The organism is Pseudomonas sp. TZ252 (genome assembly GCF_056110345.1).
Map to the genome: position 1 here is coordinate 4,718,995 of NZ_CM148566.1, position 24,074 is coordinate 4,743,068.

Here is a 24,074-nt window from a genome sequence, read left to right on the forward strand (position 1 = left end):
CTAGCCGGCGTCGCAACCGGCGGCCTTGGTCTGGCGGCTTTCCACCAGGCGTGCGCGGAGTACGTCGTAGCTCCAGTTGAAGGCCATGGTGTAGGGCAGGAAGAACAGGATCAGGCCCATGTCGAGGAGGAACGCCTCGACCAGTCCGATCGACAGCCACCAGGCGGCCAGCGGTACCAGCACCACGATCAGCCCCAGCTCGAAGAGCATCGCATGCAGCACCCGGACCTGCAGGGTGCGCTGGAAGCCCATGCGCCGCTGGGCGCGGTCGAAGAGGCTGTTGAAAAGCATGTTCCAGAGCATCGCCACGGTGGAGAACATCAGCGTCAGCGCACCCATGTGCGCCAGGGGCTTGTTCATCACCAGCGACAGCACCGGCGCGGTGAGGAGGACGGCCAGGCCCTCGAAGGCCAGGGCGTGGAAGATCCGCTCCTTGAGAGTCTTGTCGAGGGCGGTGTGGGTGTGGGTCATGGCGAACGCTCCCGGTTCGTCGTTGAAGTCGGGCTGTATTGTCATCGGTCTTTGGGATAGGGTTAAGTTGGATACCATCGGAAAAACCGATATGCATTTGTCGCCCGAATCCCTCGAGGCCTTCGTCCAGGCCGTTTCCCTCGGCTCCTTCAGCGCCGCCGCGCGCAAGCTGGGCAAGAGCCAGTCGACCGTCAGCGAGGCCATTGCCCGGCTGGAGATCGACCTCGGCCTGGAACTCTTCGATCGCAGTGGCCGCCAGCCGCAACTGACCGAGGCCGGACGCACCCTGCTGGGACGGGTCGAGGAGGTCCTCGGCGCATCCGACCGCCTGCGCCGGGTCGCCGCGCTGCTCGCCGGCGGCTCGGAGCCACGGGTGACCCTGGCGCTATCCGACACCTACCATTCGGCGCGCTACGAGGCGCGCCTGGCCGAACTGGACGAGCGTTACCCTGAGCTGGAGTTCGAATGCCTGATCGCCGAGGACCAGGACGTGATCGCCCAGGTCAGCCGCGGCCGCGCCACCCTCGGCCTGCTCGCCGCGCAGCCGCACTACCCGCCGGAGCTGGGCGTGGCGGCGGTCGCCGAGCGTGCCGAGTTCGGTCTGTTCGCCGCCGTCGACCATCCGCTGGCGGGCCTGGAGCGGGTCAGCGAGCGTGACCTTTCCGAATGGCGTCTGCTGCGCCTGAACACCTATAGCGAGACCGGCGCGGCGATCAACGACGGCCTGCCGTCCAGCGGCGGGCGCTGCTGGTCGGCGCCCAACTACCTGTTGCTGCTGGAAATGGCCACCCACGGCTTCGGTTGGGCCGAGCTGCCGCGCTGGCTGGTCAGCGGCTACGCCAACGGACGGCTGAAGGAGTTGCCGGTGTCCGGCTGGCCGCGCAGCCAGGCGGTGGATGTGGTCTGGTCGCGGCAGCGGCCGTTGGGACCGGCGGCCAACTGGTTGCTGGACCGCTTGCTGGATCGCGACCTGCCTATCTAGGGAGGGGCCGGCAGAGCCCCGGTTCAGCCGGCGAAGCCGCCGGCGGCGAGGAAGGCGAGTTCCTCGGCGCTGGACGGGCGACCGAGGATCGGATTGCGATGGGGAAAGCGCCCGAAGCGGCGGATGATCTCGCGATGTTCACGAGCGTGGGCGAGGAAGGGCTGGCCGAGTCCGTGGTTCAGCGCTACCGAGCGATCCTGGTCGGCAAGGTTCTCGGCATGGGCGAACGGCAGGTAGAAGAACAGCCGCAGCGCGTCCCCGACCTGGCGGTCGAGGCCTTGTCCCAGAGCCCGCTCCGCCCAGCGCCGCGCTTGGGCGTCGCTGGCGTACATGCGCGGGGTTCCACGGAAGGCGTTGCGCGGGTACTGGTCGAGCAGCAACAGCAGGCCGAGATGGTCCTCGGCTTCACCGGCAGCCGGGCGCAGCGCGTTGGCGCAGGCAAGCTCGTAGAGGTGGGCGAAGCGCTCGCGGAAGCGCCGGTCGAAATCGGCGTTCCTGGCGAACCAGAGGGTAGGGCCGGCATCGCGCCAGAAACCGACCACTTCCGGCAGCGGGGACGCGCTGGGAGGAGGCAAAAGCGCTGCATGGGGCATCTGCGGATCCAGGAAGTAGAGTAGGGACTCCAGGCTATTGGTCCGGGTTCTTTGGATAAACGTGGGTGGCATGGATAGACTGTCCAGCCATCCCGAATAGAGAGAAGGGGCCTGCCCATGGATCGTCTGGACAGCATGCGCGTGTTCCTGCGCGTTGCCGAAACCGGCAGCTTCACCAAGGCCGCGGATCTGCTGGACATGCCGCGGGCGACGGTCTCGGCGGCGGTCCAGCAGCTCGAAGCGCAACTCGGCAGCCGGCTGTTGCATCGCACCACCCGGCAGGTCCAGCTGACCCACGACGGCAGCGTGGTGCTGGAGCGTTGCCGCCACCTGCTGGAAGACATGGAGGAGCTGGAGAGCCTGTTCCACGACGGCAGCCGCGCCAGCGGCCGGCTCAAGGTCGACGTGCCGAGCCGGGTGGCGCGACTGCTGATCGCCCCGGCGCTGCCGGAATTCTTCCGCCAGCATCCGGACATCGAACTGGAACTGGGCTCCAGCGACCGTTCGGTGGACCTGGTGCAGGAGGGCGTCGACTGCGTCCTGCGGGTCGGCCAGTTGGGCAACAGCAGCCTGGTGGCGCGACGCCTCGGCGAGATGCAACTGATCAATTGCGCCAGTCCCGCCTACCTGGAAGAGCATGGCGAGCCACGGACGCCAGCCGACCTCGACCGGCACTGGGCGGTCAACTATGCTTCGCCCAGCAGCGGCCGGGTGTTGCCCTGGGAGTACCGCGAGGATGGGCGCACCCTGACCCGCGCGTTGCGCAGCCGGGTCACGGTGAACAACGCGGAAAGCTACATCGCCTGCTGCCTGTCCGGATTGGGCCTGATCCAGATCCCTGCCTACGACGTGCGCGAGCACCTCCAACGCGGCGAGCTGCGCGAGGTGCTGCCGCAGTGGCGGGCCGAAGCGATGCCGGCGTACGCCCTGTATCCGCACCGGCGGCATCTGTCGCGGCGGGTCAGGGCATTCGTCGACTGGCTGGAGCAACTGCTCCGCGCCCGCCTCTAGTCCACGACGTTCATCTCCCCGGCGCGTTCCGGGCTACGGCAAACGGCCGGATTCTGCGACAATGCGCGCCGTTTTCGATTCGCCGCGAGAGAGCCCATGTCCGCCTGCCAGTCCCCCATCATCGTCGCCCTGGATTTCCCCACCCGTGAGGCCGCCCTGGCGCTGGCCGATCAGCTGGACCCGAAACTGTGCCGGGTGAAGGTCGGCAAGGAACTCTTCACCAGTTGTGCCGCGGGTATAGTCGAGACCTTGCGCGGCAAGGGCTTCGAGGTGTTCCTCGACCTGAAATTCCACGACATCCCGAACACCACGGCGATGGCGGTGAAGGCCGCCGCCGAGATGGGCGTGTGGATGGTCAACGTGCACTGCTCCGGCGGCCTGCGCATGATGGCCGCCTGCCGCGAGACGCTGGAGGCCTTCAGCGGACCCAGGCCGTTGCTCATCGGCGTGACCGTGCTGACCAGCATGGAGCGCGAGGACCTGGCGGGCATCGGCCTCGACATCGAGCCTCAGGAGCAGGTACTGCGCCTCGCCGCCCTGGCGCAGAAGGCCGGCATGGACGGCCTGGTCTGCTCGGCCCAGGAAGCGCCGGCGCTGAAGGCTGCCCATCCGGGCCTGCAACTGGTCACGCCGGGCATCCGCCCGGCCGGCAGCGCCCAGGACGACCAGCGGCGTATCCTCACCCCGCGCCAGGCCCTGGACGCCGGCTCCGACTACCTGGTGATCGGCCGGCCGATCAGCCAGGCCGCCGACCCGGCCAAGGCGCTGGCGGCGATCGTCGCCGAACTGGGCTGAGGCGGCTTCCCCCACGCCTGCCGTCGGTGACCGTCGCGCGTCGTGTCGAGCCGGACATGGCGCAGGCATCATCCGCACCGGCACCCAGGGGGGCGCCTGTCCCTCCCCAGCGTCTAGGCTTGTAGCGGGCACTCCGGCAAGTACCGGTGGCAACGGTTTCACAGTTTCGTGAGGAAAAATTGCAAGTGCCTTGCCGGCTGGCCCCAGGCCAGTAGGATCGCTGTTTTCCCCGGAAACGCGAGGTCGGGATGCTGAACACCCTGGAAGCCTGCCTGAAGGCGGTCGATGAGATTCTCCTGGGCAAGGACCGCCAGGTGCGCCTGGCCCTGGCCTGCCTGCTGGCCCGTGGGCACCTGTTGATCGAAGACCTGCCGGGGATGGGCAAGACCACCCTCAGCCATGCCCTGGCGCGGGTGCTCGGGCTCAGTTTCCAGCGCATCCAGTTCACCTCGGACCTGCTGCCGGGCGATATCCTCGGTACCTCGGTGTTCGACAAGGACAGCGGGCAATTCGTCTTCCATCCCGGGCCGATCTTCGCCGAACTGGTGCTTGCCGACGAGATCAACCGCGCCACGCCGAAAAGCCAGAGCGCCTTGCTCGAGGCGATGGAAGAAGGCCAGGTGACCATCGAGGGCGCCACCCGGCCCTTGCCGGAACCGTTCTTCGTCATCGCCACGCAGAACCCGGCCAGCCAGGGCGGCACCTTCTCCCTGCCGGAATCGCAGCTGGATCGCTTCCTGATGCGCCTGTCGCTGGGCTACCCCGGACGCGCGGCGGAACGCTCGCTGTTGCTCGGCGAAGCCCGGCGCGATCTGCTGCCGCGCCTGGAACCCTTGCTCGACCACGCGGCGCTGGCCGCTTTCCAGGCCGAAGTGCCGAAGGTCCGCGCCAGCGATGCGCTGGTGGACTACGTGCTGCGCCTGGTCGAAGCGACCCGCACGCAGCCGGCCTTCGCCCTCGGCCTGTCGCCGCGCGGTAGCCTGGCGTTGCTCGCCGCGGCGCGTGCCTGGGCGCTGCTGGCGGGACGCGACTATGTGATTCCGGAAGACGTCCAGGCGGTGTTGCCGGCGGTCGCCGGGCATCGCCTGCGCGACCAGGCGGACCCCACCGGGCACGGTGGCGGCGCGCTGGTGCAATGGCTGCTGCGCGAAGTCCCGGCGCTCTGATGCGCCTGCGCAACTGGCCGCGCTGGCAGCGCTGGCTGAACCGACGGATACCGCCGGCGAGCAGCGTCGAGCTGAACCAGCGCCGCGTATTCATCCTGCCGACCCGCCAGGGCGGCGCTTTCGGCCTGGCGCTGCTGGTGATGCTGCTGGCGGCGATCAACTACCAGAACAGCCTGGCCTACGGGTTGACCTTCCTGCTGCTGTCCCTGGGCGTGGTGACCATCCTCCATACCTATCGCAACCTTGCCGGCCTGCGCCTCACCGCGTTGGGAGCGGACCCGGTGTTCGCCGGCGAGCGCGCCGGTTTCCGGGTGCGCCTGGAAAGCCCGCGGCGGGCGCGCCAGGCCATCGCCGTCGGCTGGCCGGAGCGGCCGCTGGAATACGCCGACCTGGCAGGCGACGCGGCTGCCGAGGTGCTGCTGTTCCACCCGACCGAGCGACGCGGCTGGCTGCGGCCGGGGCGCCTGCGGGTGGAGAGTCGCTTTCCCCTCGGCCTGCTGGTGGCCTGGAGCTGGGTCGACCTGCGCCAGCAGGCGCTGGTCTACCCTCGGCCGCTGGCCGGCGAGCCGTTCCTCGGGCCGGGCGCGGAGGATGCCGAGGACCAGGGGCGCGCGCTGGCGAGCGCGGGCGTCGACGACTACCAGGGACTGCGCGCCTACCAGCCGGGCGACTCGCGGCGGCGCCTGCATTGGAAGGCGTTTTCCCGTGGCCAGGGGCTGCTGGTGAAGGACTTCGCCGCGCTCGGTGGGGAAGACTTGTGGCTGGAATTCGAGCGCCTCGGCGGGGATCTCGAAAGTCGCCTGGGCCGCTTGTGCCATGCAGTCCTGGAACTCTCCGCGCGGCAGCAGCCCTATGGCCTGGCGCTGCCCGGCACACGCCTGCAACCGGCCAGCGGCGAGGCCCAGCGCGAGGCCTGCCTGCGTGCGCTGGCGTTGTTCGGAGCGGCGCGATGAACGCGATTCCGCGGGTCGCGCTGGTCTGGCTGCTGGTGGCGCAGGTACTGGTGATCCTGCCGCACCTGGCCTACCTGCCGCTGTGGATCGCGGCCATGTGGCTCGGTTGCGCGGCCTGGCGGGTGCAGGTCTTCCGCATGCGTGCCGGCTATCCGCGCGCCTGGGTCAAGCTGGCCCTGGCGCTGCTCGCCGGGGCCGGGGTCTGGTTGTCGCGCGGCAGCCTGGTGGGCCTGGACGCGGGGGCGGTGCTGCTGATCGCCGCGTTCATCCTCAAGCTGGTGGAAATGAAGACCCGCCGCGATGCGCTGGTACTGGTGTTCCTCGGTTTCTTCGCAGTGGTGGTGGGCTACCTGTTCGACGACGGTTTCCTCGCCGCGCTGTACAGCCTGCTGCCGGTGACCGCGTTGCTGGCGGCGCTGATCGGCTTGCAGCAGAGCGCTTTCGCCAGCCGGCCCTGGCCGACCCTGCGGCTGGCCGGCGGGCTGTTGCTGCAGGCGCTGCCGCTGATGCTCCTGCTGTTCCTGTTCTTCCCCCGCCTGGGGCCGCTGTGGTCGTTGCCGATGCCCGGCAACAAGGGGGTCACCGGACTCTCGGAGAGCATGGCGCCAGGGGATATCGCCGAGCTTGGGCGCTCCGCCGAACTGGCGTTCCGGGTCCGCTTCGAGGGCGCACCGCCGCCGCGCGAGCAGCTCTACTGGCGCGCCTTGACCATGGAGCGTTTCGACGGACGACGTTGGGCTCAGGCGCCGCAATGGTCGGGCGAGGATGCTCTGCACTGGCAGAAGCGTGGCCCCGAGCTGCGCTACGACGTGATCATGCAGCCCAGTTCGCAGCCCTGGCTGTTCGCCCTCGACGTGGCGCAGACCGACCAGACCGACACGCGCCTGATGAGCGATTTCCACCTGCAGCGGCGGCAGCCGGTCGAGCAACGTCTGTTCTACCGAGCCAGTTCCTGGCCACAGGCGCTGCGCGAGTCCAGCATCGATCCGCGCATGCGCTGGCGCAACCTGCAGTTGCCGATGCACGGCAATCCGCGCGCGCGCGCCCTGGCCGAGCAACTGCGCCAGGCCCATGCGCAACCGCAGGCACTGGTCGCGGCCCTGTTGCAGCGCTTCAACCGCGAGCCTTTCGCCTACACCCTGAAACCGCCAGCGACCGGTGCCGACGGGGTGGACGATTTCCTGTTCGACACGCGCAGCGGCTTCTGCGCGCATTACGCCGGGGCGATGGCTTTCGTCCTGCGCGCCGCGGGCATTCCTGCGCGAGTGGTGGCCGGCTACCAGGGCGGCGAGCTGAATCCGGCGGGCAACTACCTGCTGGTGCATCAGTTCGACGCCCACGCCTGGGTCGAATACTGGCAGCCGGAGCAGGGCTGGCTGAGCGTCGACCCGACCTACCAGGTGGCGCCCGAACGGATCGAACAGGGGCTGGAGCAGGCCCTGGCCGGGGACAGCGAGTACCTCGCCGACGCACCGCTGTCGCCGTTGCGCTACCGTGGCCTGCCCTGGCTCAACGACATGCGTCTGGCCTGGGACAGCCTGAACTATGGCTGGCAACGCTGGGTCCTGGCCTACCAGGGTGAGCAGCAGGGCGCCTTCCTGCAGCGCTGGTTCGGCGGGCTCGATCCGACCCGACTGGGCCTGTTGCTCGGTGCCGCGGCGATATTGTCGGTCGGTCTGCTCGCGCTGTTCCTGCTCAAGCCCTGGCAAGGCCGTGGCGATCTGCGCAGCCGCCAACTGCGCCGCTTCGAACGCCTGCTGGAAATGCATGGCCTGCGCCGTTCCCCCGGCGAAGGGCTACGCTCCTACGGCGAGCGCGCCGCCCGCGTCCTGCCGGCGCAGGCGCCAGCCATCGCGGCCTTCGTCGGCGCGTTCGAAGCGCAACGCTATGGACACGGCGGTGCCGATGATCCAGGGTTGCGTCTGCGCGCATTGCGCCGGGCGCTGCCCTGGCGCCTGGTGCGCGCGCCCACGCGGGATGGCCGGGGAGAGGAGCAGGCATGACGGGGTTCATCGATGAACTGCTGGCCGAGGTGATCGGCCAGCAGGTGGCGTTGATGTCGGCGGTCGCCCGCCTGGAGGCGCGCACGGATGGCGAGGCACTGCACGACCTGCGCATCGCCCTGCGCCGTCTGCGCAGCCTGCTGCGGCCGATCCGCGGAGTCCCCGGCGTCGAGGAGCTGGAGCATGCCGCCGCCGAGGTCGGGCGGCTCAGCGGGCCGATCCGCGACCTGGAGGTGCTGCTGCCGGCGCTCGCCGCCGAAGGGCTGCGGGATGCGCTGGCGGTGCGCCGGCCGGTGCTGGAGTCCGGCTACGTGGCGGTTCTCGCCAGCCAGCCGCTGCACCGCCTGCAGCTTTGCCTGGACGTCTGGCCGGCCCTGTTGCGTACGGCCCAGCGGCATGCCGTGCTGGATGGCCTGCACGGCCGGGTGCGCAAGCGCCTGCGCCGGCAATGGAAGACCCTGCGCGCCGAGCTGGCGGACACCACCTACGAGCACTGGCACCCGCTACGGCTGCGGATCAAGCGCGTGCGCTACGGGCTGGAGGCCTATCCGCACGATTGCAGCATTCCCGGCTCGCTGCTGGCGCCGCTCAAGGCGGCCCAGTCGGCGCTGGGCGATTGGCACGACCTCGAGCAGTGGCTGTTGCGATGCCAGCGCGAGCCGGACCTGGCGCCCGTGCGAGAGGTCTGGACGGCACGCTTCGAACTGGCCCGGGAGCGTGCCGGACGGGCCCTGTCGACATTGCAGCAGGCGCTTGCCGAGCACTGAGGCCGCCGGTATTCCGATCGGCTTTTTCCCAAGGATCGCCTCGCCTAAGATGGGCCCTCGAATCCCCTCGCGAGGCACACATGAATTTTTCCGAATTGATCCAGGCGGTCCGCCGCGACCCTTCCTCGGTGGTAGTACCGGCCAGTTGGGGCCAGGGCCGCGCCACCTTCGGTGGCCTGGTGGTGGCGTTGGCCTACGAGGCCATGCTTGCGGTGGTCGAGGCGGGGCGTCCGTTGCGCTCCATCGGCGTCAGCTTCGTCGGACCGCTGGCCCCCGAGCAGCCGGCGAGCTTCAGCGCCCGGTTGTTGCGCGAGGGCAAGGCGGTGAGCCAGGTACAGGTCGAGGTCCGTCAGGGCGAGCAGGTGGTGACGCTGGTCCAGGCCAGTTTCGGCGTCGCCCGCGCGTCGGCGGTGGCGGTGGAAGCGTTGCCGGCGGCCGGGATGAAGGGCCCCGAAGAGAGCCAGGAGCTGCCCTATATCCGTAACGTGACCCCGGAGTTCACTCGCTACATCGCCATGCGCTGGGCAGTGGGCGGCCTGCCGTTCTCTTCGAACAAGTCGCGCCAGATGGGCGGCTGGATGCGTTTCCGCGACGAACCCGAGGGAGAGCCCATGGAGGTTTCCCACCTGCTGGCGCTGCTCGACTCCTGGCCGCCGGCGCTGTTGCCGCACCTGGGCACCCCGGCGATGGCCAGCTCGCTGACCTGGACCGCCGAGTTCCTCCAGCCGCTGCCGCAGCAGGGCAGCGGCGACTGGTGCCGTTACCTGGCGGAGATCGAGGAGGCGCGCGACGGCTACGGTCACGTGGCGGCGCGGATGTGGAGCGCCGACGGCCAGTTGCTGGCGATCAGCCGGCAGATGGTCACGGTGTTCGGCTGAGGCGCATGTCAGGCGGGCGCGTACTCGGTGCGGTTGCGCCCGCCGCTCTTGGCCTGGTAGAGCGCGCTGTCGGCGCGCACCAGCAGGCTTTCCAGGTCGTCCCCGGCGTCCCTGCGCAGGGCGACGCCGATGCTCACGGTCATCCGCAGCGGTTCGCCGTCGGGATTGCTCACCCGTAGCGCCTCGACGCCGGCGCGCAGCCGTTCGGCGACGTCCAGCGCCTGGTCCAGGCTGACCTCTGGAAGCAGCGCGGCGAATTCCTCGCCGCCCAGGCGACCGAGCAGGTCCACCTCGCGCAGGCCCTGGCGCAGGGTCTCGGCGACACGTTGCAGGGCGCGGTCGCCGGTCAGGTGGCCGTGGCTGTCGTTGATGTTCTTGAAGTGGTCGATGTCCAGCATCAGCGCCACGCAGGGGTGGCGGAAGCGTTCGGCGGCCTTGAGCATGAGTTCCGCCTGGTGCAGGAACGAGTGGCGGTTGTGCAGGCCGGTCAGGGTATCGGTGCTGGCCAGCAGGCGCAGTTCCTGCTCCATGGCCTTGCGCCGGCTGATGTCGTAGCACCAGATCAGGGTCGCCGGCTCGCCGTCGATTTCCAGGTGGCGCGCGCAGATCACCGCCCAGCAAGGCGTTTCCCCGCATAGCTGGGCTTCCCAGCCATCCACCTGGCCGCGCGCCTCCAGGGCGTTCTGCAGGCGGCTGTATTCGCTGGTGCTGGCGAACAGCCGGGGCAGGTTGAAGTCGTCCTGGGCCTGGCAACCCAGGCGCTTGAGCAGGCGTGGGCTGACGTAATGGATGCTGGCGCCGCAGGCGCTGAGCAGGACCACGTCGCTCGGGCTGGCCTCGAGGATGAAATGCAGCAGCGCCTTGCCTTCGCTGAGCTGGCGGGTGCGCTCGCCGACGCGTTTCTCCAGGGTGGCGTTAAGCTCGATCAGATGCCCGGCCAGTTGCTGTGCGCGTTTGAAGTCGGTGACCAGGCGCAGCACCAGCAGGGCACCGCCGGCACCGATCCCGAGCAGCGCCCAGAACAACGCGTAGAACGCCCGGTGCAGGCGCTTGCGGTCGACGTCCAACTGGTTGGTCAGGGCGATGTTGCTGGCAACGACGATCTGGTGGGTCGGTTCGAGCAAGGGCGGAACCTGCTGGACGATCTCCGCGGCCAGGCGGCGCGCGGCGACGGGATCGCCCCAGGGGGCCTGGTTCGACCAGCGATCGCTGAGCTCGATCAGGCGTTGCAGGGTGGCCTGTACCTCCGGACGCGGTTCGGCGAGATGCCTGAACAACGACTGGCGGCGCAGCGGCGCGATCAGGCTGGCGAGGACTTCGAGACGGATCGCCAGGTCGTCGGCTTGGCCTTCGCCGCTCTCGGTGTGCCGCGCGGCGTCCAGCGTGCGATCCAGTTCGGCGCGCAGCGAGTAGGTCTGCCACAGCTCGTTGTGCAGGTTCGGCTGGGCCAGTTGCTGGGCCTGGCGCACCGCCAGCCACAGCGCAGCCCCGGCGATCAGCGCCATGAGCAGCACCAGGCCGAGCAACAGCCCCATGATCTGGCGTTGCCGGCGCAGCTTTGTCGGATCGAGTAGCGGCACAGTCATGTCCGTTACTTACTCAAGAGTGATGGAGCTGACCTGCCAGACGGTACGGTTGTAGTAGACCTGGTTTCTCAACTCAGGATAGCGGGCCATCGGGTAGATGATGAAAAGCGGTCCGCGTTCGCGGATCGCCATGTAGGCGCCGTTGCGGCGATAGGCGAGGATGGGTTGGTAGCTGTCGAGGTCGCTGTACGGGATGATCGCCGAGTAGTCGTTCAGCGCCAGCACGCGCAGGCGCGTGGGCGGCGCCAGGTCCAGGTGGCGCAGCAACAGGCTGAGGCGCACGCCTTGCCAGCGGGCGTTGGCCTCGCCGGGGAGCTGGGCTTCCAGGGTCTCGCTGGGTAGGGCTTCGAGGTCGGACAGGGTCAGCCGTACGGGAGCGTCGCCGGACCGCTGCAGGGTGACGATCGGACGTCCGCCCAGCGGCACGGGCTCCGCGGCCTGGGCAAGAGGCAGCCCCAGGCAACAGAGAAAGACGATTAATTGACGCATTGACGGCATGTTGTCGGTCCACGACAGGATTCCGTCGATTATATCGGCAGCGTCGCGCTAAAACTGAAGGGCTGTGCAAAATCCCGGACGAACTGTCACTTATGCCGTTCGCGCCAAGCCCGCCACCAGGCGCCGCTGAGGACGAAGCGGGGGAAGGTGACGAACTGCTCGACGAGCAGGCGACTGACAGCGTCGCGCCGATCGCTGAATGGCTCGGGTGCCTGTTCCTCCAGCGCGTGTCCCTTGGCCTGGATCGCCAGGCCGGCGCCGATGCCGATGACACCGAGCACCACCTGCAGCAGGTCCAGGCCGAACAGGCCGCCGAGCAGCAGGATCGCAGCGACGATGAACAGCGGCACGGCGATCAGGTGCAGGACCAGGTTGGTCGGGTTGCGGTGGTTGGCGGCATAGCCGCGCCATTGCCAGGCGAGCAGGTTGGGATGACGTTTGCCCATGTTCTCGGTACTCCGTGACGGCGACCCGCGGGGCGGATCGTTGCATGTCGTCGAGTCTAGGCGGGGTGCGGCAGCGCGGCGAATGATTCCTGCCTATCCGGGCGATAGGCAGGTGCGCCGGTGGATCAGAGGCGTAGCTGGCCGATGGCGCGGGTCAGATCGCCCGCCAGGTCGACCAGTTGCTGACTGGTGGCCGCCGACTCGACGGTCTGCTGCACGGTGAGTTCGGTGACGTCGCGGATGCCCACCACCGAACGGGTCATCTCTTCCGCGACCTGGCTCTGCTGTTCCGCGGCGACGGCGATCTGCGTGTTGCTTTCACGCATCTGCGCCACCGCGTTGGCGATCGCCGCCAGCGCCTCGCCGGCGTCGCCGGCCTGGCTGACGCAACCGTCGGCCTTGAGCGAGCTTTCCTGCATGAACTCCACGGCGTCGCGGGTACCCGACTGCAGGGCGAGGATCATCTGGGTGATCTCGTCGGTGGAGTCCTGCACGCGACGGGCGAGGTTGCGCACCTCATCGGCCACCACCGCGAAGCCGCGGCCCATTTCCCCGGCCCGCGCGGCCTCGATGGCGGCGTTGAGGGCAAGCAGGTTGGTCTGTTCGGCGATGCCGTGGATCACGTTGACCACGCCGCTGATCTTCTGGCTGTCCTCGGCCAGCTTCTGGATCATCTCGGCGGTGTCCTGGACGCCCTGGGACAACCCGGCGATCGACGCGCTGACCCGGCTCACCGCCTGCTGGCCGGCGCCGGCCAGGCGGTCGGCTTCCTGCGACTGGTCACGGGTGTCGGCGGCGTGCTGGGCGATATGGAAGACCGTGGTGGACATCTCGTTGATCGCGGTGGCGGTCTGGTCGGTCTCGCTCTGCTGGCCGAGCATGCCCTGGCGTACCTGGCCCATGCTGCGGGCCAGCGCCTGGGCGCCTTCGTCGAGCTTGGTAGCGGCCGCGGCGACGGTGCCGACGATGCGCTGGTAGCCGGCCTGCATGGCGTTGAAGGCACTGGCCATCTGGCCGACTTCGTCGCGTCCCTGCAGCGGTACGCGAGCGGACAGGTCGCCGCTCTTCTCGACGTGCAGCATCACGTCCTTGAGGGTATGCAGGTGGGTGAGGATGAAGCGGATCAGCAGTTGCGAGGCCGCCAGCAGCGCCAGCATCAGCACCAGCACGGCGACGGCGTAGGCGCCGGCACGGTCGGCGAAGACCTGCCACAGGTCGCTGGCCGGGGCGAGCACGGCGAAGCGCTGGCCGGAGCCGGTCTGGCCGACCCAGGCGCCGAGCAGCGGGGTATCGCCCTGGCGCGCGCCGGACAACTCGATCCAACCCTGCCCCTTGCCCAGCGCCTGGGCAGCGGTGCCGCCCAGGCTCGCGGCCTGTTCCAGCGGCAGCAGGTTGCTCCGGGCGGGCAGGGCGCTGCCGGCTGGCCAGCTCTGAACCAGCTCGCCCTCGGCGGCGGCGGCGCGCTGGGCGGAAGCGTTGCGCCCGGCGGCTTCCTGCTGCATGGCGAACAACACCAGCAGCAGGGTGGTGAAGAAGGCCACCGCGTTGACGGCCCAGAACTTATATTTCAGTGGAATGTCGCTGATCCAGGTGCCCATAGGGGGATTTCTTCTTATCGGTAAGCTAATGGCAAGGCGCCATTATCTTGAAAGCTGAGTAAGGGGCAATCGTTGATGCGGGTCAACGAGACCGTTCGTCAGCTTAGCGGCCGATCCGCCGGGAGCTTGAGGGCGATCTCAGTCGATCGTCGGCAGGCCGAAGAACGCCCGCGCCGCGGCGCTGGTGTGAGCGGCCAGGCGCTCTGAGCTCTCGCCGCGATGGCGGGCCACGCAGTCGAGCACCTCGACCAGGTAGGCCGGCTCGTTGCGCCCGTTCTTCGGCTTCGGCCGCAGGCTGCGCGGCAGCAGGTAGGGCGCGTCGCTTTCCAGCATGAGACGGCCGACCGGGATCTCGCCTACCAGATCATGCAGGTGGGTGCCGCGGCGCTCGTCGTTGATCCAGCCGGTGATGCCGATGTGCAGGTCGAGGTCGAGGTAGCCATACAGCGCCCGGCGCTCGCCGGTGAAACAATGTACGACGGCGGCCGGCAGGCGATCGCGGAAGTCGCGCAGGATCGCCAGCAGGCGCTCGCTGGCGTCGCGTTCGTGGAGGAACACCGGACGCTGTAGCTCGACGGCCAGTGCCAGTTGTTCCTCGAGGGCCTTTTCCTGGGCCGGACGGGGAGAGAAGTCGCGATTGAAGTCGAGGCCGCATTCGCCCACCGCGCGTACCCGCGGGTCGTCGAACAGGGCGCGCAGGCCGCGAGCGGTGTCGGCGTTCCAGTGGCTGGCCTCGTGGGGGTGGACGCCGGCGGTGGTAAACAGCCGGCCGCCCTCGTCGAGTTCGCCGCAGAGCTGCAGCGCCTGTTCGCTGTCGGCCAGGCTGGTGCCGGTGATGACCATCTGCACCACCCCGGCGGCGCGCGCGCGGGCGAGCAGTGCTTCACGTTCCGGGGCGAAGCTGGCGTGGGTCAGATTGACGCCGATATCGATGAGTTGCATGGTGCCTTCCTGGAATTCGCAGCGAGGCGGCGCCCCCTCGATCGCGCCGGACCCGCCGGGAGATGGGTGGCAAACCGCTTGTAGAACAATCCGTTATAATCGCAGATCGGGTTCTTCGGCGCCCGGATTATCTACCCAATGCCTCCGTTTGCAGCCGCTGTCGGAGAGGAACTTGCCAAGACTGCCATGCTCTGATTGATCCGGTCCCCCGGAGAGGGACATCGAGCCTGGCCTCTGGAGACCTGGATGACGCGTCTGTTGCTGCTTTCGCTTTGCCTGCTGGTGCTCGCACCCTTGCCGGCGGCTGCGCGCATCACCGGCCAGCCGGACAACTGGCACAGGGAACAGCCGGAGACCCGCGACCTGGCGAGCATCCGCCGCGCTGGCGTGCTCAAGGTGCTGGTCAACCAGAGCCGCAACAGCTCGGGCGAGGTGAAGGGCGAGCCGATCGGCGTCGAGTACCGTCGCCTGCGCGCCTTCGAGCAATACCTCAACAGCCGTTCGCCGTCCGCGCGGAACCTCACCCTCAAGCTCATACCCAAGCCCAAGGACCAGTTGCTTGCCGCCCTGCAGCGTGGCGAAGGCGACCTGGTCGCCCCCGGCGAACTGCTGCCGGCGCACGACGGCCTGCAGGTCAGCCCGAGCGCGCCGGTGCGCGCCGATGTGCCGCTGGTGCTGGTGGCGCGCAAGGGCAACCGGCGCTACACGCGCCTGGAGCAGTTGTCCGGGCGGACCATCCCGCTGCCGGCCGGCAGCGCCGCCGAGGGCGCCATCGAACTGGTCAACCAGCGCCTGGCGCAACGCCGCATGGCACCGATCCGGATCGAAAAGCTGGACGCTTCCCTGGCCGTCGAGGATGTGATGGAAATGGTCCAGGCAGGCATCCTCGGCTTCACCGTGGTCGAGCAGCCCATCGCCGAACGCTGGGCCAAGGTGCTGCCGAAGCTGCGCGTCGACCGCCACCTGGTGCTGGACAATCGCGCCGACATGGCCTGGTACGTGCGCCGCGATGCCAGCACCCTGCGCGCGACCATCGACCGCTTCCTCGCCGACTACCGCGCGCCGGCCGACCAGGACGTGGCTTTCCAGCGCGTCTACCGGCGCGCCTACAAGGTCCGCAACCCCCTCGGCGCGGCGGACCGCAAGCGCCTGGAAGCGGTCCGTCCACTGCTGCAGCGCTACGCGCGGCAGAGCAGCATGGACTGGCTGGCGCTGGCGGCGGTGGCCTACAAGGAGTCGCATCTGAACCCGAAGGCGCGCGGTTCCGGCGGCGCCAGCGGGCTGATGCAGATCACCCCGGCGGCGGCGCGCAGCGTCGGGGTCGGCAATGTGCACGACAAGGACAGCAACGTGCTGGCCGCCAGTCGCTACCTGACCAAGATCCGCAAGCAGTTCTTCTCCAGCAAGCACCTCGACGAACGCGAGCGCCTGGCGTTCACCCTGGCGGCCTACAACATGGGCCCGGAGCGGGTACAGAACCTGCGCACCCAGGCGCGTCGCCGGGGGCTCGATCCGAATCGCTGGTTCTTCCAGGTAGAGCGGGTGGCTGCGGAAGAGATAGGCATGGGTGTGGTGAGTTATGTCAGCAGCGTCAACAAGTACTACCTTGCATATGAACGCGAACGGGTTCGCCTGGAGCCCGGGGTGCGTGCGAAGACGGCGACGGCTCAAAAATAATCTATAAATTCGATATTGATAACGCGTTTTTTACGGTTTTAATATCGAATTATCTTGCCTATAGTGTGCCCATCTTATCCCACACCTGAGGACGCACCATGAATCCACTGATCAAGACCATCCTGTCGACCAACGCCGGTGCCGGCCTGGCCATCCTGCGTATCGTCACCGGTCTTACCCTGATGTCCCACGGTTCGCAAAAGCTCTTCGGCATGTTCGGCGGCGCCGGCCTGAACGGCATGGCGCAGTGGTTCGAATCCATCGGCCTGACCCCTGGCTACCTGCTGGCGACCCTGGCCGGCAGCGCCGAGTTCTTCGGCGGCCTGGCGCTGGTGATCGGCCTGCTGGTGCGTCCGGCGTCGGTGGTGGTGGGCTTCACCATGATCGTGGCGATCTTCAGCGTGCACATCGGCAATGGCTTCTTCATCACCGACAACGGCTATGAATATGCCCTGACCCTGCTGATGATCAGCGTGGCGCTGCTGATCGATGGCGCCGGCAAGTTCTCGCTGGACGGCAAGCTGTCCCGCTGAACCGGGCTGGCGACGAAAAAGGGCGGACACCTTCGGATGGCCGCCCTTTTTCGTTGCGGCGCGCAGCACAGGTTTCCGCCTCGCTGGCCACGCCAGGGCTGCACCCCTGAGGGTAGCGTTATCCGCCGAAGCGCCCTTCGCCGCGTTCTTGGCGTTTCCGTGTCGGTCAGCGCTGCTCGGCCTGGCGCATCTGTTCCAGCGCGCCCAGGCGCAAGCGTTCCTGTTCGCTGAAGCGCTCCTCGGCCAGGCGTTCGACCGCCGCGCGGCGGTCGGCTTCGCTCAGCCCGGTATTGCCTTCAATCCGGCTCTTCTCGGCGAAATAGTCGTCCAGCCGGCCCTTCCAGGCCGAGCGTTGCCGATCGAGTTGCTCCAGGCGGGTGGTGGCTTCGGCGCCCACCAGTTGCTGACGCATCTGGCGGATGGCTTCCGGGCCGGCGCCAGCGGCCTGGAGGGCGGCGGTCTGCTGCTGCAGTTCGCTTTGCAGTTGCGGCAGCACGCTTTCCTGCTGGTCTTCCGGCAGGCTGGCGCGCAGGCGGTCGATGGCGGCGGCCTTTTCCTCGGCGCTGAGCTTGCCGTCCTGGCGGATCGCCAGGCGCTCCAGGGTGAACTGGTTGTAGGTTTCCTCGTCGGCGAAGAACGCCACGTGCGCTTCGTTGCTGAAGATCCGCGCGCGCAGGGCTTTCACCGCGGCTTCCCGCTGGCGCAGGGCGTCGAGGTCGGCCAGGCGCGGCAGGTCGCGTTCGAGCAGCACCAGTTCCTTCTTGTAGTCGATGTATTGCTGCATCAGCGCCAACGCCTGGCCGCGCGCCGGCTCCTGGAGTTCGGCGGCGATGTAGGCGCGCAGGCGGTCCAGGCTTTGCTGCAGGGGCTCTTCGCCGACGGCGCTGAGGAAGTAGTCGAACAGGTTGCGGATGTCGCGGGTGATCAGCAGGTTGCCGCTGGCGTCGACACTGAAACTGCCATCGACGCTGGTGCCCCTGAAGGAGGTTGGCAGCGGCGCGACCTTGGCCGGCATGACCTGGGGGGCCGGCACCGCTTCTCCCGCGGAGGCTGCTGGCGGGGCGCGGTCTGCGCCCGCCTGCGCGCTGGCCGGGGGCGCCGTCTCGGGTGCGGGGGAAGGTTCCAGCCAGACGAACCAGGCCAGGCTGGCGGCGAACGCCAGTGGAATCAGCAGGAGGATTTTCTTCACGCGAGGGGGCTTCCGGGAAAGGGCCGGGGCCGAGGCCCCGGCCGGGGTCCTACAGGCTGGCGTTCTTCAGGCGGTTGGCGTGCTGGCGGTAGACGCTGACCGGGCTGGTCTCGAACAGGCTGGTGAGGCCGAAGACCTGGTTCACCTCGTCCAGGTGGTTCATCCGGTAGTTGTCGCGGATCACCATGCCCAGGTGCGAACTGCAGGTGCCGACCAGGCCGTCGTTGGCGGTGCCGTTCTTGAAGGTCAGCGACGAGGCGCCGAGGAAGGCGTCGCTCGGATCGAGGAAGTTGGTCAGCGGCGAGGAACCGCTCCAGGAGTAATAGCTCACGCCGTTGACCTTGTAGGCGCCCTCGCCGCAGGCCGAGGTGGGGACGCCCTGCGGGTACTTGGCGTTGAAGCGCGCGGCCCCCTCGCTGTTCAGCGACTCCAGCGAGCCCAGTGAATTCTGCGTACCGGTGCTGCCGCTGGAAAGGAAGCTGATCAGCGCGCCGAGGCTGTTGACCAGCCCGGAGAGGATTGCCTCGCCGGCCGAACCCGGTGGGATCTGGCGCAGGAAGTCGGCGGTGTCCGAACCCTTGTGCGGGGCGCCGACGCTGGTGGCGGAAGCGATCAGGTCGGGACGTACGGCGGCGACGTAGCGGATGGTCGGCCCGCCGTGGCTGTGGCCGATCAGGTTGACCTTGGGCTGGCCGCTGAGGGCGACGATTTCCTCCACCTGTTGCAGCAACTGCTCGCCGCGGACTTCCGAGGTGTCCAACTGGCTGACTTCGGTGACGTAGACCTGGGCACCGTCACGGCGCAAGGCGCTGGGAATGCCGAACCAGTAGTCGACCCCGAGGATGTTGTCGAAGCCGAGCATGCCGTGGGCCAGCACGATGGGGTATTTGGTCTGGGTGTAGGTGCTGGCCTGGATCAGAGGGCTGGCAGCGAGAGAGGCGAGGCCGATGGCCAGGCCGAGGGGGAGCAGAGACTTCTTCTTCATGTTGTTCTCATCTCAGGTTGATGGGGCCGAGGGGCGCGTCCTGCCAGCCATCGCCCGAATCCTTCCGGGAGAACCGCTTCGCTGTCCCTTGCGCAGGAACCGTGCCAGCTTCGGCTTTTTTCCTCCAGGCCAGGAAATCCGCGGCTTCCTGGCGGCCGGTCATAACCTGCGTGGCAGAGCGGAAGAGGCGGGTTGTTACGGCGCGAAACGCTCGTTTGAATCTTCCCCGCACAACGCCCAGCGACCGAGTGTGCGGTAGCGCACGCCCGCGGCGTCGTTTTGCGAGCAAAACAGGCTGAAATGGTCGACCTGCCATACGAAGGTTGGGGGTGGCGGGGCGTCCTCCAGCGGCGCGGCATCGCGAGCCAGGGTCAGATGGGCGCTGAAGGGGCGGGTTTCCACGGGCAGCTCCAGTTCGGCAAGGCCGGAGTGCAGGGCGCGGCGCAGGCGCAGGAGGGCGCCGGGCGGTTGGCTGGGGGCCAGCAGCAGGATGCCGTTTCTCCAGCGCAGCAGGCGGTCGAGACACAGGTCGAAGGGCGCGGCCTCGAGGGCCGCGGTCATGTCCAGCAGGGCCTCGAGCCGAGCGGACGGGACCTGCCCGAGGAAGGCCAGGGTCAGGTGCAGGTTCGCCGTCGCCACCTGGCGTCCGGGTAGTGGCCGGCCATCGCGCCACCGGCCGATCCGCTCGGCGAGGGGAGGTGGGCAGGGCAGGGCGAAGAACAGGCGAAGAGAGCGATCGGGCATGGGCGCCTCCGCGTGTTTCTTGACAGTCTCCATGCGGCTTTTCTAGGATGCGCGTGCGCCGATTTAAACAGCAACTTGCGGGGCGCCCGGCAGCAGCCGAAATACCGCTAAAGCGCTGGCTCGGTGTTGCCTCTCACCGCTGTCCAGCGGGACCGAAGAGGCGGAGACATGACGTCATGACCTGTCCCAGCACGCAATTGCGCCTGGCACCCATCACCACCGGCCTGGTCCGGCGGAACCCGAGGATTCTCCTCAGCGGCCCGCACCAGCCGACCCTCGTCCGTTACCTCGAAGGCTGGCCGAAGCGCTGGAACGGTTCGCGTACCTTCCTTATCCAGTTCGCCCAGGACGGCAAGGACCTGGCGCGCTTCCCCAGCGACGCGTTCGACTTCGCCGTGGTCCAGGCCCCCGAGGCGGAAGACCTGGACCTGGTGGTCCGGCAACTGATCCGGGTCGCCCGCCAGGGCCTGATCACCCGCCGCATCCTGCGCTGAGCGCGTGGCCTCTCAGGGCGCCGGCGGATACTCGATCTCGACGACGAACCAGAGCTTTTCCCCGGCCGGGGTGCGCACCAGCACCTCGGCGTCCAGCTCCTTGCCGACCAGTGCGCGGGCGAGCGGCGAGTCGATGCTGATCTGGTTGTTGCGCAGGTCCAGTTCGTCGGGGCCGACGATGCGATAGCGGGCCTGCTCGCCGTCTTCGTCTTCCAGGGTCACCCAGGCGCCGAAGTACACCCGGTTCGGATCCGCCGGCCGCTCGCCGACCACTTTCAGGTTCTCCAGGCGCTTGCGCAGGAAGCGCACGCGACTGTCGATCTCGCGCAGCATCTTCTTGCCGTAGATGTATTCGGCGTTTTCCGAGCGATCGCCGAGGGCGGCGGCTTCGCTGACCGCCTGGGTCACCTGGGGACGGCGCACGTGCCAGAGTTCATGCAGCTCTGCGCGTAACCGCGCGGCGCCCTCCGGAGTGATCAGCGGGGTGCCGGCGGTGCGCGGTGGACGATAGCGACTCATGGTTCGGGTGGTTCCACAAATGAACGGATGAAAGCCTGCCAGTGTATCCGATCAGCCCTCGCGCAGGACCCGCAGCGGGCTGCTGTTGAGGGCGCGACGGGTGCCCAGCAGGCCGGCGCCGCCTACCAGCACGGCGCCCACCAGAGGCAGCGCGAGCAACCAGGGATGCGCTTGCCACGGCAGGTCGAAGACCAGTCGGTAGAGCAGCAGGCTGACCGCCTCGCAGCCGAGCGCCGCGAGCAGGCCGCTGACTGCGCCGAGCAGGGCGAACTCGACCCGCCGGGTACGTTGCAGCAACTCGCGCTCGGCACCCAGCGCGCGCAGCAGGGCACCCTGGCGCACGCGCTCGTCGAGGGTCGCCTGGAGACCGGCGAAGAGCACCACGAAGCCCGCCGCGAGAACGAACACCAGCACGTACTCCACGGCCAGGGTGACCTGGTCGAGGATGCTCCGCAGCTGGCTCAGCAGGGCGTCTACCGGCAGCAGGGTGACGGTGGGGAAGGCGCGGGCCAGTTCGATCAGGTCGCGTTCCTGGCTGGCCGGCAGGTAGAAGCTGGTCAGGTAGGTCACCGGCAGGTCGGTCAGGGTGCCGGGCTGGAAGACCATGAAGAAGTTCGGCTGGAAATTGTCCCACTTCACCTTGCGCAGGCTCTGGACCTGGACCTCGCGATTCTGCCCGGCGACGCTGAAGGTGAGCCGGTCGCCGACCTGGATACGCAGGTTGGCGGCCAGCTTCTCTTCCACCGACACGCCCGGCAGGGCCCCCGGCTGCGGCGCGCTCCACCAGCGTCCGGCGGTGAGCTGGTTGCCGGAGGGCAGTCGCTCCGACCAGGTCAGGCCGAGGTCGCGCTGCAGGGCACGCTCGCTGCGCACGTCTTCGTCGAGCGCCTGGACCGGCTTGCCGTTCACCGCTACCAGGCGCCCGGGAACCATGGGGAACAGCGGCTCGGCGCCGGGGGAGAGCTTTTGCACGCGACGTTCGAAGGCGTCCTTTTCCGTCGGCAGGATGTTCAGGGCGAAATGGTTGGGGGCGTCCGGCGGCAACTGGGCCTGCCAGGTATCCAGCAGTTCGCCGCGAAGCAGGGCGATCAGGGCCATGGCCAGCAGGATCAGGCCGAAGGCCAGGCTCTGTCCGGCGGCGGCCAGCGGGTGCCGCAACAACTGGCCGAGTCCCAGCCGCCATGGCAGGCTGGCACGCGCCAGTGCCCGGCGCAGGCCGTTCAGGCCGAGCAGCAGGAGGGCGCCGAGCACCAGCGTGGCGACCAGGCCGCCGCCGAGCAGGGCGAGGGTCAGCTTCAGGTCGAGACTCAACCGCCACATGATCAGGCCCAGGGCGAGCAGGGCGCAGGCGTAGGCCATCCAGGTGCGCATCGGCACCGGCAGCAGGTCGCTGCGCAGGACCCGCAACGGCGGTACCCGGCCCAGGGCTGCCAGCGGCGGCAGGGCGAAGCCGGCCAGCGCTACCAGGCCGGTGGCGATCCCGGCGAAGGCGGGGAACAGGCCGCCGGCTGGTACGTCCGGCGGCAGCAGCGTGGCGAGCAGGCGGAACAGGCCGAGCTGTGCCAACCAGCCGAGCAGGGCGCCGATGGCGCTGGCGAGCAGGCCCAGCAGCAACAGTTGCAGCGCGTAGAGGAGCAGGGTTTCGCTGCGCGACAGACCGAGGCAGCGCAGCAGCGCGCTGGCGTCGTAGCGCCGTGCTGCGAAACGGGCGGCGGACAGCGCCACGGCGACGCCGGCGAGCAGCACCGCGGCCAGGCTGGCCAGGTTCAGGTAGCGCTCGGCACGGCCGAGGGCATCGCCCACCTGGCGGTTGCCGTCGCGGGCATCCTGCAGGCGCTGGTTGGCGGCGAGGCTGCCCTTGACCTGCTGGCGATAGGCCTGGAGGGCTTCCGGCGGGCCTTCCCACAGATCGCGGTAGCGCACCCGGCTGCCCGGCTGGACCACCCCGGTGGCATCGAGGTCGGCCAGGCTCATCATGGCGCGGGGCGTCAGGCTGTAGAAGTCGCCGGCGCGGTCCGGCTCGTAGGTGAGGATGCGCGCGATGCGCAGCGGCTTGCGGCCGATCTCGATGCTGTCGCCGACCTTCAGGTCGAGGCTGACCAGCAGGCGCGATTCGACCCATACCTCGCCCGCCTGCGGACGACCGCCGGCCTGCTCGGCGGCGAACGGCGCGGCAGCGCTCTTGAGCTGCCCGCGCAGGGGGTAGCGGTCGCCGACCGCCTTGATGCTGCTGAGCTGGATGCCCTGGTCGGTGGCGATCACGCTGGAAAACTCGACGCTGTCGGCGTGGCGCAGGCCCAGACGGGTGCCGCGTTCGATCTGTTCGGCGCTTGCCGGCTGGGTACCGTTGAGCACCAGGTCGGCGCCGAGGAACTCGGCGGCGCGGGCGAGCATGGCGCCGTTCAGGCGGGCGCTGAAATAGCCGATGGCGGTGCTCGAGGCGACCGCGATCAGCAGGGCGAAGAACAGCACGCGCAGCTCGCCGCTGCGCGACTCGCGGAACAATTGGCGACCGGCGAGGCTCAGCAGGCGGGAGAGGGGCACCGGCTTCATCAGGGTTCGACCCGGTCGATCAGGCGTCCGCTTTCCAGACGGATCAGGCGCCGGCAGCGATGCGCCAGACGTTCGTCGTGGGTAACCAGAACCAGGGTGGTACCGCGTTCGCGGTTGAGTTCGAAGAGCAGGTCGCTGATCCGCTCGCCGGTGGCGCTGTCGAGGTTGCCGGTGGGTTCGTCGGCGAACAGCACGTCCGGCTGCGCCGCGAAGGCACGGGCAATGGCGACCCGCTGCTGCTCGCCGCCGGAGAGCTGGCGCGGATAGTGGCCCAGGCGTTGGCCGAGGCCGACTCGCTCAAGCAGTTCTCTGGCGCGCTGGCGAGCGTCGGCGCGGCCTTCCAGTTCCAGGGGCAGCATCACGTTCTCCAGCGCATCGAGGCTGTCGAGCAACTGGAACGACTGGAACACGAAGCCTACATGGGCCGCGCGGACGCGCGCCCGCTGGTCCTCGTCGAGGTCGCCGAGGGCGTGCCCGGCGAGACGGACCTCGCCGCCGCTGGGCTGGTCGAGCCCGGCGAGCAGGCCGAGCAGGGTCGACTTGCCGGAGCCGGAGCTGCCGACGATCGCCAGGCTGTCGCCGCGGGCGAGGTCGAGGGAGAGGTCGTGGAGGATGGTCAACTTGCCTTCCGCGCTACCGACAACCTTGCTAAGGTTCTGCGCGTTGAGAATGCTGGCGCTCATGGAGGTTC

At 68.7% G+C, this 24,074-nt stretch carries 24 protein-coding genes; 11 read left to right on the plus strand and 13 right to left on the minus strand.

Features of this window, described 5'->3' with window-relative positions:
• Positions 1-471: a multidrug/biocide efflux PACE transporter gene (locus ACYAF3_RS21890; RefSeq protein WP_003110276.1), complete on the minus strand. Its 471-nt coding sequence runs from the start codon at positions 469-471 to the stop codon at positions 1-3.
• 91 nt (positions 472-562) lie between these two features.
• Here ACYAF3_RS21890 and ACYAF3_RS21895 point away from each other — a divergent pair, with 91 nt between their 5' ends.
• Positions 563-1,453, plus strand: coding sequence for a LysR family transcriptional regulator (locus tag ACYAF3_RS21895; RefSeq protein ID WP_003090978.1), 891 nt, complete (start codon positions 563-565; stop codon positions 1,451-1,453).
• A gap of 23 nt (positions 1,454-1,476) precedes the next feature.
• Here the strand turns inward: ACYAF3_RS21895 and ACYAF3_RS21900 are convergent, their stop codons facing one another.
• Positions 1,477-2,118, minus strand: a complete 642-nt coding sequence (locus ACYAF3_RS21900) for a DUF924 family protein (protein WP_017149154.1) — start codon at positions 2,116-2,118, stop codon at positions 1,477-1,479.
• Between the two features lie 45 nt (positions 2,119-2,163).
• On the opposite strand from ACYAF3_RS21900, the gene ACYAF3_RS21905 reads away from it, so the two are divergent.
• From ACYAF3_RS21905 to ACYAF3_RS21935, 7 genes are all read left to right on the plus strand, one after another.
• On the plus strand, positions 2,164-3,057 hold the full coding sequence (locus tag ACYAF3_RS21905) for a LysR family transcriptional regulator (RefSeq protein WP_003101696.1): 894 nt from the start codon (positions 2,164-2,166) through the stop codon (positions 3,055-3,057).
• A gap of 96 nt (positions 3,058-3,153) precedes the next feature.
• On the plus strand, positions 3,154-3,852 hold the full coding sequence (pyrF, locus tag ACYAF3_RS21910; RefSeq protein WP_003090975.1) for an orotidine-5'-phosphate decarboxylase: 699 nt from the start codon (positions 3,154-3,156) through the stop codon (positions 3,850-3,852).
• A 248-nt stretch (positions 3,853-4,100) separates the two neighbouring features.
• The gene (locus ACYAF3_RS21915) at positions 4,101-5,018 is read left to right on the plus strand and encodes an AAA family ATPase (protein WP_003090974.1); all 918 of its coding nucleotides are present in this window, start codon (positions 4,101-4,103) and stop codon (positions 5,016-5,018) included.
• On the plus strand, positions 5,018-5,971 hold the full coding sequence (locus ACYAF3_RS21920; protein ID WP_003101693.1) for a DUF58 domain-containing protein: 954 nt from the start codon (positions 5,018-5,020) through the stop codon (positions 5,969-5,971). The genes ACYAF3_RS21915 and ACYAF3_RS21920 overlap by 1 nt, the downstream gene beginning before the upstream one ends.
• Entirely contained in the window at positions 5,968-7,974 is a 2,007-nt protein-coding gene (tgpA, locus tag ACYAF3_RS21925) for a protein-glutamine gamma-glutamyltransferase TgpA (RefSeq protein WP_003124442.1), read from the plus strand. Before ACYAF3_RS21920 ends, tgpA begins: the two co-directional genes overlap by 4 nt.
• Positions 7,971-8,741: a CHAD domain-containing protein gene (locus tag ACYAF3_RS21930; RefSeq protein WP_003117634.1), complete on the plus strand. Its 771-nt coding sequence runs from the start codon at positions 7,971-7,973 to the stop codon at positions 8,739-8,741. The genes tgpA and ACYAF3_RS21930 overlap by 4 nt, the downstream gene beginning before the upstream one ends.
• Positions 8,742-8,821: 80 nt before the next feature.
• Complete coding sequence (locus tag ACYAF3_RS21935; RefSeq protein ID WP_003090970.1) at positions 8,822-9,619, plus strand: acyl-CoA thioesterase; 798 nt, start codon at positions 8,822-8,824, stop codon at positions 9,617-9,619.
• Positions 9,620-9,627: 8 nt separating this feature from the next.
• Here ACYAF3_RS21935 and ACYAF3_RS21940 read toward each other — a convergent pair whose 3' ends face one another.
• From ACYAF3_RS21940 to ACYAF3_RS21960, 5 genes are all read right to left on the minus strand, one after another.
• Positions 9,628-11,205, minus strand: coding sequence for a GGDEF domain-containing protein (locus ACYAF3_RS21940; protein WP_003101679.1), 1,578 nt, complete (start codon positions 11,203-11,205; stop codon positions 9,628-9,630).
• A 9-nt stretch (positions 11,206-11,214) separates the two neighbouring features.
• A complete protein-coding gene (locus ACYAF3_RS21945; RefSeq protein WP_023084131.1) occupies positions 11,215-11,703 on the minus strand; it encodes a putative pterin-binding protein in 489 nt (162 codons plus the stop codon).
• An 86-nt stretch (positions 11,704-11,789) separates the two neighbouring features.
• A complete protein-coding gene (locus ACYAF3_RS21950) occupies positions 11,790-12,149 on the minus strand; it encodes an Mpo1-like protein (RefSeq protein WP_003101677.1) in 360 nt (119 codons plus the stop codon).
• A 125-nt stretch (positions 12,150-12,274) separates the two neighbouring features.
• Entirely contained in the window at positions 12,275-13,747 is a 1,473-nt protein-coding gene (locus ACYAF3_RS21955; RefSeq protein ID WP_003110283.1) for a methyl-accepting chemotaxis protein, read from the minus strand.
• A gap of 138 nt (positions 13,748-13,885) precedes the next feature.
• On the minus strand, positions 13,886-14,689 hold the full coding sequence (locus ACYAF3_RS21960; protein WP_009876725.1) for a TatD family hydrolase: 804 nt from the start codon (positions 14,687-14,689) through the stop codon (positions 13,886-13,888).
• 246 nt (positions 14,690-14,935) lie between these two features.
• Between ACYAF3_RS21960 and ACYAF3_RS21965 the strand changes: the two genes are divergently transcribed.
• On the plus strand, positions 14,936-16,366 hold the full coding sequence (locus tag ACYAF3_RS21965; protein WP_003114749.1) for an MltF family protein: 1,431 nt from the start codon (positions 14,936-14,938) through the stop codon (positions 16,364-16,366).
• A gap of 98 nt (positions 16,367-16,464) precedes the next feature.
• Positions 16,465-16,899, plus strand: coding sequence for a DoxX family protein (locus ACYAF3_RS21970; RefSeq protein ID WP_003090958.1), 435 nt, complete (start codon positions 16,465-16,467; stop codon positions 16,897-16,899).
• A gap of 166 nt (positions 16,900-17,065) precedes the next feature.
• Here ACYAF3_RS21970 and ACYAF3_RS21975 read toward each other — a convergent pair whose 3' ends face one another.
• From ACYAF3_RS21975 to thpR, 3 genes are all read right to left on the minus strand, one after another.
• Positions 17,066-18,088, minus strand: a complete 1,023-nt coding sequence (locus ACYAF3_RS21975) for a lipase secretion chaperone (protein WP_003090957.1) — start codon at positions 18,086-18,088, stop codon at positions 17,066-17,068.
• A 49-nt stretch (positions 18,089-18,137) separates the two neighbouring features.
• Positions 18,138-19,073 (minus strand): triacylglycerol lipase, encoded by a 936-nt coding sequence (gene lipA / locus ACYAF3_RS21980; RefSeq protein WP_003143713.1) that lies wholly within the window; start codon positions 19,071-19,073, stop codon positions 18,138-18,140.
• Positions 19,074-19,268: 195 nt separating this feature from the next.
• Complete coding sequence (gene thpR / locus ACYAF3_RS21985; protein ID WP_033981137.1) at positions 19,269-19,817, minus strand: RNA 2',3'-cyclic phosphodiesterase; 549 nt, start codon at positions 19,815-19,817, stop codon at positions 19,269-19,271.
• A gap of 176 nt (positions 19,818-19,993) precedes the next feature.
• Here thpR and ACYAF3_RS21990 point away from each other — a divergent pair, with 176 nt between their 5' ends.
• The gene (locus tag ACYAF3_RS21990) at positions 19,994-20,311 is read left to right on the plus strand and encodes a hypothetical protein (RefSeq protein ID WP_003104187.1); all 318 of its coding nucleotides are present in this window, start codon (positions 19,994-19,996) and stop codon (positions 20,309-20,311) included.
• A gap of 12 nt (positions 20,312-20,323) precedes the next feature.
• On the opposite strand, the gene greB is transcribed toward ACYAF3_RS21990, so the two are convergent.
• The 3 genes from greB to ACYAF3_RS22005 are packed head-to-tail and all read right to left on the minus strand — an operon-like array spanning position 20,324 to position 24,066.
• On the minus strand, positions 20,324-20,830 hold the full coding sequence (gene greB, locus ACYAF3_RS21995) for a transcription elongation factor GreB (protein WP_003090951.1): 507 nt from the start codon (positions 20,828-20,830) through the stop codon (positions 20,324-20,326).
• Positions 20,831-20,881: 51 nt separating this feature from the next.
• Positions 20,882-23,374 (minus strand): ABC transporter permease, encoded by a 2,493-nt coding sequence (locus ACYAF3_RS22000; protein ID WP_003122524.1) that lies wholly within the window; start codon positions 23,372-23,374, stop codon positions 20,882-20,884.
• 8 nt (positions 23,375-23,382) lie between these two features.
• Complete coding sequence (locus tag ACYAF3_RS22005) at positions 23,383-24,066, minus strand: ABC transporter ATP-binding protein (RefSeq protein WP_003119866.1); 684 nt, start codon at positions 24,064-24,066, stop codon at positions 23,383-23,385.
• Positions 24,067-24,074: the final 8 nt, after the last annotated feature.

What these genes read in the sequence shown, in the direction of transcription:
- ACYAF3_RS21890 (WP_003110276.1), bottom strand. Translation starts at nt 471, where the DNA reads ATGACCCACACCCACACCGCCCTCGACAAGACTCTCAAGGAGCGGATC.
- ACYAF3_RS21895 (WP_003090978.1), top strand. Translation starts at nt 563, where the DNA reads ATGCATTTGTCGCCCGAATCCCTCGAGGCCTTCGTCCAGGCCGTTTCC.
- ACYAF3_RS21900 (WP_017149154.1), bottom strand. Translation starts at nt 2,118, where the DNA reads ATGCCACCCACGTTTATCCAAAGAACCCGGACCAATAGCCTGGAGTCC.
- ACYAF3_RS21905 (WP_003101696.1), top strand. Translation starts at nt 2,164, where the DNA reads ATGGATCGTCTGGACAGCATGCGCGTGTTCCTGCGCGTTGCCGAAACC.
- pyrF (WP_003090975.1), top strand. Translation starts at nt 3,154, where the DNA reads ATGTCCGCCTGCCAGTCCCCCATCATCGTCGCCCTGGATTTCCCCACC.
- ACYAF3_RS21915 (WP_003090974.1), top strand. Translation starts at nt 4,101, where the DNA reads ATGCTGAACACCCTGGAAGCCTGCCTGAAGGCGGTCGATGAGATTCTC.
- ACYAF3_RS21920 (WP_003101693.1), top strand. Translation starts at nt 5,018, where the DNA reads ATGCGCCTGCGCAACTGGCCGCGCTGGCAGCGCTGGCTGAACCGACGG.
- tgpA (WP_003124442.1), top strand. Translation starts at nt 5,968, where the DNA reads ATGAACGCGATTCCGCGGGTCGCGCTGGTCTGGCTGCTGGTGGCGCAG.
- ACYAF3_RS21930 (WP_003117634.1), top strand. Translation starts at nt 7,971, where the DNA reads ATGACGGGGTTCATCGATGAACTGCTGGCCGAGGTGATCGGCCAGCAG.
- ACYAF3_RS21935 (WP_003090970.1), top strand. Translation starts at nt 8,822, where the DNA reads ATGAATTTTTCCGAATTGATCCAGGCGGTCCGCCGCGACCCTTCCTCG.
- ACYAF3_RS21940 (WP_003101679.1), bottom strand. Translation starts at nt 11,205, where the DNA reads ATGACTGTGCCGCTACTCGATCCGACAAAGCTGCGCCGGCAACGCCAG.
- ACYAF3_RS21945 (WP_023084131.1), bottom strand. Translation starts at nt 11,703, where the DNA reads ATGCCGTCAATGCGTCAATTAATCGTCTTTCTCTGTTGCCTGGGGCTG.
- ACYAF3_RS21950 (WP_003101677.1), bottom strand. Translation starts at nt 12,149, where the DNA reads ATGGGCAAACGTCATCCCAACCTGCTCGCCTGGCAATGGCGCGGCTAT.
- ACYAF3_RS21955 (WP_003110283.1), bottom strand. Translation starts at nt 13,747, where the DNA reads ATGGGCACCTGGATCAGCGACATTCCACTGAAATATAAGTTCTGGGCC.
- ACYAF3_RS21960 (WP_009876725.1), bottom strand. Translation starts at nt 14,689, where the DNA reads ATGCAACTCATCGATATCGGCGTCAATCTGACCCACGCCAGCTTCGCC.
- ACYAF3_RS21965 (WP_003114749.1), top strand. Translation starts at nt 14,936, where the DNA reads ATGACGCGTCTGTTGCTGCTTTCGCTTTGCCTGCTGGTGCTCGCACCC.
- ACYAF3_RS21970 (WP_003090958.1), top strand. Translation starts at nt 16,465, where the DNA reads ATGAATCCACTGATCAAGACCATCCTGTCGACCAACGCCGGTGCCGGC.
- lipA (WP_003143713.1), bottom strand. Translation starts at nt 19,073, where the DNA reads ATGAAGAAGAAGTCTCTGCTCCCCCTCGGCCTGGCCATCGGCCTCGCC.
- thpR (WP_033981137.1), bottom strand. Translation starts at nt 19,817, where the DNA reads ATGCCCGATCGCTCTCTTCGCCTGTTCTTCGCCCTGCCCTGCCCACCT.
- ACYAF3_RS21990 (WP_003104187.1), top strand. Translation starts at nt 19,994, where the DNA reads ATGACCTGTCCCAGCACGCAATTGCGCCTGGCACCCATCACCACCGGC.
- greB (WP_003090951.1), bottom strand. Translation starts at nt 20,830, where the DNA reads ATGAGTCGCTATCGTCCACCGCGCACCGCCGGCACCCCGCTGATCACT.
- ACYAF3_RS22005 (WP_003119866.1), bottom strand. Translation starts at nt 24,066, where the DNA reads ATGAGCGCCAGCATTCTCAACGCGCAGAACCTTAGCAAGGTTGTCGGT.